10 protein-coding genes are annotated in these 9,417 nt (G+C 63.7%); 8 read left to right on the forward strand and 2 right to left on the reverse strand.

What is annotated here, in order from left to right; genetic code table 11:
* Nucleotide 1: 1 nt before the first annotated feature.
* Nucleotides 2–406: a type II toxin-antitoxin system HicB family antitoxin gene (locus AC6H34_RS20045; RefSeq protein WP_497539979.1), complete on the reverse strand. Its 405-nt coding sequence runs from the start codon at nucleotides 404–406 to the stop codon at nucleotides 2–4.
* 49 nt (nucleotides 407–455) lie between these two features.
* On the reverse strand, nucleotides 456–638 hold the full coding sequence (locus tag AC6H34_RS20050; RefSeq protein WP_497539980.1) for a type II toxin-antitoxin system HicA family toxin: 183 nt from the start codon (nucleotides 636–638) through the stop codon (nucleotides 456–458).
* A 103-nt stretch (nucleotides 639–741) separates the two neighbouring features.
* Here AC6H34_RS20050 and AC6H34_RS20055 point away from each other — a divergent pair, with 103 nt between their 5' ends.
* The 8 genes from AC6H34_RS20055 to AC6H34_RS20090 all read left to right on the forward strand — a co-directional run bounded on the left by AC6H34_RS20055 (nucleotide 742) and on the right by AC6H34_RS20090 (nucleotide 9,415).
* The gene (locus AC6H34_RS20055; RefSeq protein ID WP_497539981.1) at nucleotides 742–1,953 is read left to right on the forward strand and encodes a DUF7146 domain-containing protein; all 1,212 of its coding nucleotides are present in this window, start codon (nucleotides 742–744) and stop codon (nucleotides 1,951–1,953) included.
* Nucleotides 1,950–2,738 carry a deazapurine DNA modification protein DpdA family protein gene (locus AC6H34_RS20060; protein WP_497539982.1) on the forward strand — a complete coding sequence of 263 codons (789 nt, stop codon included), beginning with the start codon at nucleotides 1,950–1,952 and terminating at the stop codon, nucleotides 2,736–2,738. The genes AC6H34_RS20055 and AC6H34_RS20060 overlap by 4 nt, the downstream gene beginning before the upstream one ends.
* Nucleotides 2,739–2,795: 57 nt before the next feature.
* Entirely contained in the window at nucleotides 2,796–3,050 is a 255-nt protein-coding gene (locus tag AC6H34_RS20065) for a hypothetical protein (RefSeq protein WP_497539983.1), read from the forward strand.
* Nucleotides 3,051–3,090: 40 nt separating this feature from the next.
* Nucleotides 3,091–4,848 (forward strand): DNA primase family protein, encoded by a 1,758-nt coding sequence (locus AC6H34_RS20070; protein WP_497539984.1) that lies wholly within the window; start codon nucleotides 3,091–3,093, stop codon nucleotides 4,846–4,848.
* Between the two features lie 330 nt (nucleotides 4,849–5,178).
* Nucleotides 5,179–5,982, forward strand: a complete 804-nt coding sequence (locus tag AC6H34_RS20075; RefSeq protein WP_497539985.1) for a hypothetical protein — start codon at nucleotides 5,179–5,181, stop codon at nucleotides 5,980–5,982.
* A 108-nt stretch (nucleotides 5,983–6,090) separates the two neighbouring features.
* Entirely contained in the window at nucleotides 6,091–6,660 is a 570-nt protein-coding gene (locus AC6H34_RS20080) for a hypothetical protein (protein WP_497539986.1), read from the forward strand.
* A 176-nt stretch (nucleotides 6,661–6,836) separates the two neighbouring features.
* Nucleotides 6,837–7,415, forward strand: a complete 579-nt coding sequence (locus AC6H34_RS20085) for a DUF1441 family protein (RefSeq protein WP_497541246.1) — start codon at nucleotides 6,837–6,839, stop codon at nucleotides 7,413–7,415.
* Nucleotides 7,415–9,415 (forward strand): terminase gpA endonuclease subunit, encoded by a 2,001-nt coding sequence (locus tag AC6H34_RS20090; protein ID WP_497539987.1) that lies wholly within the window; start codon nucleotides 7,415–7,417, stop codon nucleotides 9,413–9,415. The genes AC6H34_RS20085 and AC6H34_RS20090 overlap by 1 nt, the downstream gene beginning before the upstream one ends.
* Nucleotides 9,416–9,417: the final 2 nt, after the last annotated feature.

Below are 9,417 nucleotides of genomic sequence, written 5' to 3' on the forward strand. Positions count from 1 at the left end.
CTCACGCCACCTGCTTGATCTTCTCGATGGCCGCCGAGGTGAGAAAGGCGCTGCGGTTCATGCCGTGGCGCTTGGCGGCCGCGTCGATCGCCTCGAGGGCATCGGCGGGTACGGTGACGTTCACGCGCACCATGCGCGAGGAGTTGGTGAGAAGGGGAACCGCAAAGAGCGTTCCCTTGATGCCGTCCGCCTCCAGTTGCTCGACGATGGCGTCGGGGCTGGTGGGAACTGGCAAGGCTTCGCCGCTGTCGAGCGCGTCCTCGGCCCAGAGGCGCAAGGCCTCGGTCGCCCTGGCCGTCGCCTCGTTCATGGTTTCGCCGGCCGCCGTGCAGCCGGGAAGATCGGGAAAATGCACGCCCCAGAGCGTGTCGGGCTCTTTTTCGAGCACCGCGATGTACATGGTCATGGTTGCTGCCCTGGCAAGGTTGAAGGTTCGGGAAGGTCGACCGGGTGGCTTACCACCCGGCTGTTTTCGCAATGTTGCGGGCCGTGCCGCTCGGCAGGTCTCCCCGCCCTTTCGGAACCACCACCCGGCCTTTCTTTTCGGGGTGGGTGTAGACCATGTGGTCTCCCTGGTTCCGTGCGATCCAGCCTTCGCTTTCGAGCTTTTGCCGGATCTTTCTCAGGTCTCGTTCCATCGCGCCTCCCGTTTCGATGTGTATGTTTATACACATTTATACGCATGGCGTCAAGTAACAGTGTGTATGTTCATACACATTTTTTTGTGCCGGGACAAGCGCCATGACAACCGACCCCGCCTTCGAGGAGTGGATTGCCCAGGCGCGCGCGGTCGACCTGGTGACGACGGCCGAGCGCCTGCTGCCTTCGGGCGCCAGGCTGTCGAGAGGGAATGAGCGCACGGGGCCTTGCCCGATCGAGGGCGTGGGGCGCGACCGCTTCGCCGTCTCCACGCGCAAGAACATCTGGAACTGCCGGCACTGCGGCGAGGCCGGCGACGTGATCAAGCTGGTGCAACTGGCGCAGCGCGTCGACTTCGTGCAGGCCTGCGAGATCCTCACCGGCTCGCCGCCGCCGCGCGGGCAGGCCCTGACGCCGGCCGAGCGTGCCGAGATCGAGAAGCGCCAGGCCGAGCGCGCGGCGGAGGCGGCGCGGATCGAGGCCGAGAAGGCGGCGGAGGGCGCGCGCTATCGCGAGGCCGAGCGCCAGCGGCTCTACGACATCTGGCGGCACGGGCGCAGCGTGATGGGCTCGCCGGCGGGCGAATACCTCGCCGCGCGCGGCATCCCGCTCATTCCGCAACGGGCGCGGCTGCGCTTCCACGACCGCATGCACTATTTCAGGCCGGGCGAGAACAGGCCCTGCCACAGCGGGCCGGCGATGATCGCCGCGATCACCGGGCCGGACGGCACGTTTCGCGGGCTGCACATCACCTATCTCGCCCAGGCCGGCGGCGTGTGGAGCAAATTCTCGCCTGGGCTCGATTCCAGCGGCGAGGCATTGCCGGCCAAGAAAGTGCGCGGCTCCAAGCACGGCAACCGCATCGAGCTGCGCCTCCCGAACGAGCCGCGCCGCCTATTCGCGGGCGAGGGCATCGAGACGGTGCTCTCCGTCTGGCATGCGCTGGCTTCGGCGCAGCGGCTGGGGGAGGGCGATGCCTTCCTCTCCTCGGTGGATCTCGGCAACCTCGCCGGCAAGGCGATGGAGAGCATCGACCACCCGACCGCGCGCAAGGTGGACGCCAAGGGGCGGCATCGCCCGGTGAAGGTGCCGGGCTCGCTGCCGGACCTCAACAGCCAGGCCTTCGCGGTGCCGGAGGGCGTCGAGGAAGTGGTGTTGCTCGGCGACGGCGATTCCGAGCGCTTCTTCACCGAGATGGCCCTGCAGCGTGCCGCCCTGCGGATCGCCCGGCTTTATCCCAGCGTCAAGCGCGTGCGCATGGCCATGGCCGACGACGGGGCCGATTTCAACGACATGGTGCGGGGTGCCGCGTGACGACAGATCTTCAGTTCTTCGTCGGGCTGCATCAACCGAGCGATACGCAGCACTTCGAGCGTGCATGCATCTCCATCAACCGCATTCGAGGTCGGAAGTCCGGCTTCCCGGTCAAGCGCTGGATCATGGATTCCGGCGCCTTTACCGAAATCAGCACCTATGGATGCTATAGGCACTCGGTTGCCGAATATGCCGAGGCGGCCCGGCGTTGGATCGGCTGCGGCCTTCTCGAGGCCGTCGTCGCGCAGGACTACATGTGCGAGCCGTTCATCCTGAAAAAGACTGGTCTGACGGTCTCGGATCACCATCGCCTGACGATCGAGCGCTATGACGAACTCCTTTCCTGCGATGTCGGCGCGCCCATTCTACCAACTCTGCAAGGCTTCGATCCTGCCGATTATGTGCGCCATATCGCCCTTTACGGCGATCGGCTTAGGCAAGGCATGTGGGTCGGTGTCGGGAGTGTCTGCAAGCGTAACGGATCGCCGATCGATGTCTTGAACGTCCTGGGGACGATCAAGGCCGTGCGCCCTGACCTTCAGCTCCATGGGTTCGGGCTCAAGCGCTCGGCCATCTTCTACCCGGGCGTAAAGAAGCTCCTCTACAGCGCCGATAGCATGGCCTGGTCATTTGCAGCTCGCAAGCAAGGCCGCAACGCCAACGACTGGCGCGAGGCGAAGCGCTTCGAAAAGCAGATCTTGGCCGACGGCTCTCAGGATCGCGAAGCCTGGTGGCAGCCTTCGTTCGAACTCCAGCCCCCGAGGGAGTCCGTCACATGGCATTGATGTGCGCCGTTGCCATGTCCTTCCCACTGCGCACGCCCGGCAAAAGGACGAATGGCTATGGAAACTTCGAAATACCGAGAGGGCGGGCTCGAGCCTCGCTTTGTGATCGAGCGCGCGGATGGAAAGCCGATTCCGCCATCCAGGCGCTATTGCCTGGTGCTGGATTTCAGCGGAGCAGATCCGCATGCGGTCGTCGCGGCCAGGGCCTATGCGGCGAGCGTGAGGGCGGACAATCCCCGGTTGGCGGAGGATATCGAGCACGCCCTCGATGCACCCTCGGCGGCGCCCGCCCAGCATCGCTACGCGCGATAGCTATTCCTGAAAATCTGCTTGCTTTCGTCTGGGGGCGCGCGTGAACGAACATTCTCCCAATCTCGGCCGCATCGTGGATGCGATCGAGCGCGCGCCCGTGATTGCCGGCTCTGGCCCTCTCACACCCGTGGTGCAGGAACCGCCTTATTCCAAGGAAGATATCGGCTATCTGCCGGCGAAGGCGTGGCATGAGCTGAAGGCCTGCGCGCTCGAGCCGGAAACCGACATCGGCAACGGCCGGCGCTTCCTGACGCGGCATGGCGACAATGTGCTCTCGGTGGAAAATCTCGGCTTCTTCGTGTTCGACGGCAAGCGCTGGGCGCCGGATTTCACCGGGCAGCATATCCGACCGCTCGCCCATGGCACGGTGGAAGCGATCGAGCATGAGACGCTGTTCCTCGGCCCGACGCCAAGGGAATGGGAAACCATCATGGCCGGCCGCGATGCCGAGGCCGACTACAAGGCCCTCATCGCCAAGGGCAAGGAGCGCACCCCGGAGGAGATGACGGAGGCCCTGCGGCTCGAAAAGCTGGTACTGGCGGCCGAAGGCGTGAAAAAGCGCGTCTCGGAGCGCAAGTCGAAGCGGCTGCGCTATTGCAAGACGTCCGGCTCGTCCGGAAAGGTCGACAACATGCTGAAGGAGGCGGCCGTCTATCGCGCCCGCAATGTCAGCGTGCTCGACTTCGACCCCTATGTCGTGAATCTCGAAAACGGCTCGCTGCGATTCGTACGCGGCAAGAATGCCAAGGGCGAGGCCGGCAAGGGGCCATGGACGGTGCGGCTCGATCCGCATGACAAGGCGGATCTCATCTCCAAGCTCGCGCCGCTCGACTATGACGAGGCGGCGGAGTGCCCGAAATTCCTCAACTTCCTGGAGACGGTGCAGCCAGACGAAGCGGTGCGCAACTTCATCCAGCGCTATCTCGGCTATGCGCTCACGGCGCTCACGGCCGAGCAGGTGTTTGTGTTCTTCTACGGTAAGGGTCGCAACGGCAAGTCCACCCTGGTCGACCTCGTCTGCAAGCTGCTCGGCGACTATGCCACCACGGTGCCCTTCGAGACGCTGGCGGGCGATGACAGGCGCAAGGGCTCTGAGGCGACGCCGGACCTCGTTCGCGTGCCTGGCGCTCGCGTGGTGCGTGCCTCGGAGCCGGAGACCGGCATGACCTTCCGCGAGAGCATGGTGAAAAGCCTCACCTCGGGCGAGCCGATCCTGCTGCGGCGCATGCGCGAGGAATTCATCGAAGTCTATCCCACCTTCAAGCTGATCATTTCCGGCAACCACAAGCCGAACATCAAGGGGGCCGATGACGGTATCTGGCGACGCGTGCTGCTCGTGCCCTGGCTCGTCCAGGTGCCGAAAGAGGATGTCGACAAGGATCTGCCCGAAAAGCTCTGGGGCGAGCGGGCCGGCGTGCTCAACTGGATGATCGCCGGCGCGCTCTCCTATCTCGAAGGCGGCCTCGCCATTCCCGACGCCGTGCGCGCGGCGACCGATGAATATCGCGAGCAGAGCGACAGCTATGCCGCCTTCCTCAACGCCGCCTGCACGATCTCCGGCAACGCCACGGACATGGAGACGCCCGGCGACCTCTATGCGGCCTATCAGGTGTTCTGCAAGCAACAGGGCTTCTTCTGCGTGAACGTCGCCACCTTCGCCAAGGCGCTGCCCGACAAGGTGAGCGGGCTCGGCGCGTCCAAGGCCAAGACGAACGGGCTTTCGGTCTATCGCGGCCTGCGCATCAGAGACGAGTTTCGGCCCTCCGACACCCATAGTTATGCCGAGCAACGGGGCTGACAGGGGCGTTTTCAGGGAGGCTAGGGAGGCAAATGGCCGGCGGAGGTATTTGCCTCCCTGAGGAAGTCCGAAGGAAATCAACAGGTTAGGAGGCTAGGGAGGCTAGGGAGCCATTTTCCGGGATAATACATGAGAATGCGTTTGAGCGATGCGATTGCCTGAAGCGCTTCTCACATGTGATGCGGGAAACTGCCTCCCTAGCCTCCCTAGCGCCCCTGAGTTTGGATAAGTCTTTGTTTTATAAGGCTTTCGAGCAACGGTTTTCAGGGAGGCAAATACCTCCACGAAAAATTTGCCTCCCTAGCCTCCCTGAAGCGGAAAGGTGTTGTCATGAGGGTTATGGAGATCGAGCGGGTGCTGAAGTGGGCCTATGTGGATGAGCTGCCGCATTGGAAGGGCATGTCAGGCCCGGATGGTATTCGCTCCGGCTGGGCCGGCATGGAGAGCTATACGCAACTGCTCACCGTGATCGACTACAATGGCTTGGGCGTCCTGCCTGACATTGCTTCCATCCGCTTGCCCCACAACGATGCCCTGATCGTCGCCGAGGCCGTCGAGAGCTTGGAGGGGCTTGAACTCTGCCTGCCCGAGGATTGGTCGCCGTTCGATGACATCGCGCAGGAAGCGCGGACGCTGGGCAAGGCGGCCGCCGTGCGTGCGCTGCGTGCAGTCACTGTGGTGGGCGAGGATGGCAGAGAGCGGCTGCGCCAGCCCGTCAAGCGCCTCATCGTCCACCACGCCATCATGGGCGATGCGCCGGACTGGGAGGGCGGCCCGTTCGCCGTGCATGTGGAGCGAAACGCGCAGGGTGGGCCGGCCTGGTTTCGTCGTGAACTGCGCGGCGCCGGCCGCGAGGCGCGCGAGGTTGAGGTCGACGGGTACAATCACAAGCGCAAGCGGCCCTATCCCGGCGCCTATCAGCGATTCTATCTTGAGCCAGATGCCTACCCCGTGGCCGTGGCGCGAGCCGAATACGAGCTATGGCATGCGGCCCTGACATTCCTCGCCGATGAGTTGGCCGGCAAGCTCGAAAGCATCCGAGTCGAGCCGACCATGCATCCCGTAAGGCCTTGGGAAACCGGGGCTTTTCAGGGCCGGCGCATCCTGCTCGAAAATTCCCGACAAAATGCTTGACGCGCGGCGATGATTTGACATAGCCTTCAACACACTGAAAAAGGTAACAGAAAGCCCCGATGCAAACCGCGTCGGGGCTTTTCGTTTGGGCGAGGAGGCGGGCATGTAATGGCTGGTCTTTCGATCATCATCTCGCCGGCCGATGCCAATCTCCAGCGCTTCGCCAATATGATGGCGGCCTGCAAGCACCCTGAAAAGGCATTCCAACGGGCCTTGAGCCGCACGGGCGACAAAGCCAGGACGCAGGTGCTGCGTTCCTTGACGCATCAGACCGGTCTCAAGCGCAAGGTCATCGTCAAGGCGCTGAAGGTGAAGAAACCTTCCTTCGCCGACCTGAGCTACACCATGAAGACGCGAGGCGGGAATATCTCGCTGAAGTTCTTCTCCCCGCGCGAGACCCGCAAGGGTGTGAGCGCCGCGCCACGAAACCAGCGCCGGCTTTTCCCTGGCACGTTCCAGAAGGGTGGCCTGTTCCCCAATCGTGTCGCGCTCGGTATGGGCGGGCATGTCTTCAAGAGGGCAGGGGGCTCTCGAACGCCGATCGCCAAGCAGAAGTCGGGCGTCTACATCCCCGAGGAAATGGTGCAGGGCGAGACGGCCTCGGCCTTCCAGACCATCATTGCGCGAGACCTGCCCGACCGGGTCGGCCACGAACTCCTCCGGATGCTCGGGGGCTGACCCCTCGGCAGGCATGCGAATGATGCATGCCTAGGGGGCGCATCCCCTTCATCCATGCATCCCGCGAGGGTGTGGCAGAAATGCAACGGGTCCTTCCGGGCCACCCCCACCCCCCGCGGCCGTAAATGGCCCGGAATTTTGCCAGTTAGGCAGGTTGAAAATCAGGGTTGACTGAGGTGACAGAGGCGACAACGGCGGTTGACACGCCGCGCACTGTCATGTGGTCGATCTCCGATATCGCTGATCGTGACGGCGTTTCGAAGCAGTCTGTCAGCAAGAAGGTCGGCGATCTCGTCGAGAAGCACGGCCTGACCGTGGAACGGGACAGCCGGGGCCGTGTCGCCTCGGTGAACGTCGCCGAGTACGATCACAAGCGCGGCCTGTTCGACGATCCGTCGAAGACCCAGCGTCCGGCCCAGCCGGAGATGAAGGTCAAGCCGAGCGAGACCTACGAAGAGGCCCTTCGCCAGAAGACCTGGCATGAGGCCGAGCGCCGGCGCCTTGAACTCGAATCGTTCAAGGGTTCTCTAGTGCCGCTGGCGGATGTCGAGGTCGCGCTCGGCGAGGTTGCTGCCGATATCATCCAGGCGCTGGACCGTTTGCCGGCCTTGGCTGACGACATCGCCGCCGCGATTGCCAGGGATGGCGGACATGGCGCCCGCGTCGTCCTCAAGGCCGAGGTGGAGCGCCTCCGCAGCGCGATCGCAGACGCCATCGACAAGGCGATCAAGCCTGCCTCCGGGGAGGTGGCCTGATGCCTCATCCGGACGCCAATGCCCTTGTCAGGCGGGTGCTGTCTGCGGCCATCCGGCCTCGGCCACGCATCCCGTTGAGCCAGTGGCTCAAGGAAAACCTCGTCCTGATCGACGGGGAATATGCCGGCGATTTGTGGAGCGCGGAAGGCGCGCCTTATCTGCCCGAGATCGCCGATTGCCTCAATGAATGGCATCCGGCTCCGCTCGTCACGGTGCGCAAGGCGCAGCAGACGGGCGTCTCCATCCTCGCCATGGGATGGGCGATCTTCTGCGCCGACCGCGAACCGGCGAACTTCCTCTATGGTGCGCCTGGCATCGAGGCCCTGCGCAAGCTGAACTCGCAGAAGCTGCAGCCGCTGATCGAGGCTTTCGAGAAGCGCGCCAAGCGTCAGGTGTTCGCGCCGCAGACCCAGCGCTCCGGCAAGGGTTCGACGACGAACGAGAAGAAATTCCCGGGCGGCGTGCTTGCCCTGGCCAACGCGAATGCGGTGATGGACCTGTCCGCCGTCACCATGAAGAAGGGGGTCAAGGACGAGGTCTCCAAATGGGAGGACATCCCCGGCAAGGGTGACCCGGAAACCTTTTTCTTCGGCCGGTTTACCGCCTTCCGGCGCACGAAGTCGTACAAGATCCTCGAGCTTTCGACGCCGGAGATCGACCTCGGCGACGAGACGATGGAGACGCCCGGCCACTGCCGAATCGACAAGTCCTTCCTGCAGTCGGACCAGCGGTTCTGGAACATCACCTGTGTCGAATGCGGCGACGAATTCGTCCAGAAGATGGAGTACTTCCAGGTCGACAAAGACCATCCGCACAAATCGGTGATGATCTGCCCGCATTGCGGCCACTGGATCACTGAGGCGGAGCGGGTGCCGGCCGTCAGGGCAGGGCGGTTCGTCGCCACCAAGCCGGTGGCGAACCACCCCGGTTTCCATGTCGACGGCTTCATGTCGTTGATGCTGTCCTATGAGGACATGGCCGTCGAGTATTTGAAGAGCCTGAAGTCCGAGAAGGCCAATAAGGACTTCCACAACCTCTTCCTGGCCCTCGCCTATAAGTTCCGGGGTGACGCGCCAGACCACAAGCTCCTGATGGAGCGCCGCGAGGACATCCTCGTCCAGCGGCGCATCCCGGCGGACGGGCTTCTGCTCACCGTCATGGTCGACGTCCAGCATAACGGCCTCTTTTTCGAGGTCGTCGCCTGGACGGCGAGCCGCCGTTCCTATGTCGTCGACCACGGCTTTCTGGTTGGCGACACCACCAATATTCACGCCGGCGCCTGGGCGAGCCTCGACGAGGTCTATGAGCGGGCTTACGCCGATCCGTGGGGGCGCCTGCGCACTCTCGATGTCATGGGCGTCGACGCCGGCGACGGCGGCCGCTCCAACCAGGTCTATGCCTGGACCGCGAACCGCCTCAACGCCATGGCGCTGAAGGGCGAGGACGGATGGCACCATCCGGCCATCTCGGCCCAGCCCAAGCTGGTGGACATCAACATGCAGGGCCGCGTGCAGAAGCACGGCGCCAAGCTGTGGAAGACCGGCACATGGTCTCTGAAACGGGAGTTTTATGACAATCTGCGCAAGCCCCGCCTCGACGAGGATGGGCAGGCCAACCCCGGCTATTGCCATTTCGGCCGCTGGCAGGACGAGGCCTATTTCAAGCAGATCACGTCGGAATATCTCGACGACATCAAGGTCCGCGGCATCACCACGGGCCGCAAATGGGTCGCCCGCGGCGACAACCATTACCTCGATTGCCGCATCGGCAACATGGCGCTGGCCGAGTTTCTCGGCATCACGCGAATGACGGAAGCCGACTGGCGCAAGCTCGCAGCTCTGCGTGGCGTGCCAGAGACCGAAATCACGCCCGACTTGTTCGCGCCCGCACCGCTCAAGGTGCAGGCGAGTGAGAAGCCGGCGGATACACCACCCGCCCCAGCCTCGCCGAAGAAGCCGGGCATGTTCGACCGCCTGAAAAAGATCAACGCCGGAGATTAGCC

The organism is Labrys sp. ALF-8, from assembly GCF_059699065.1.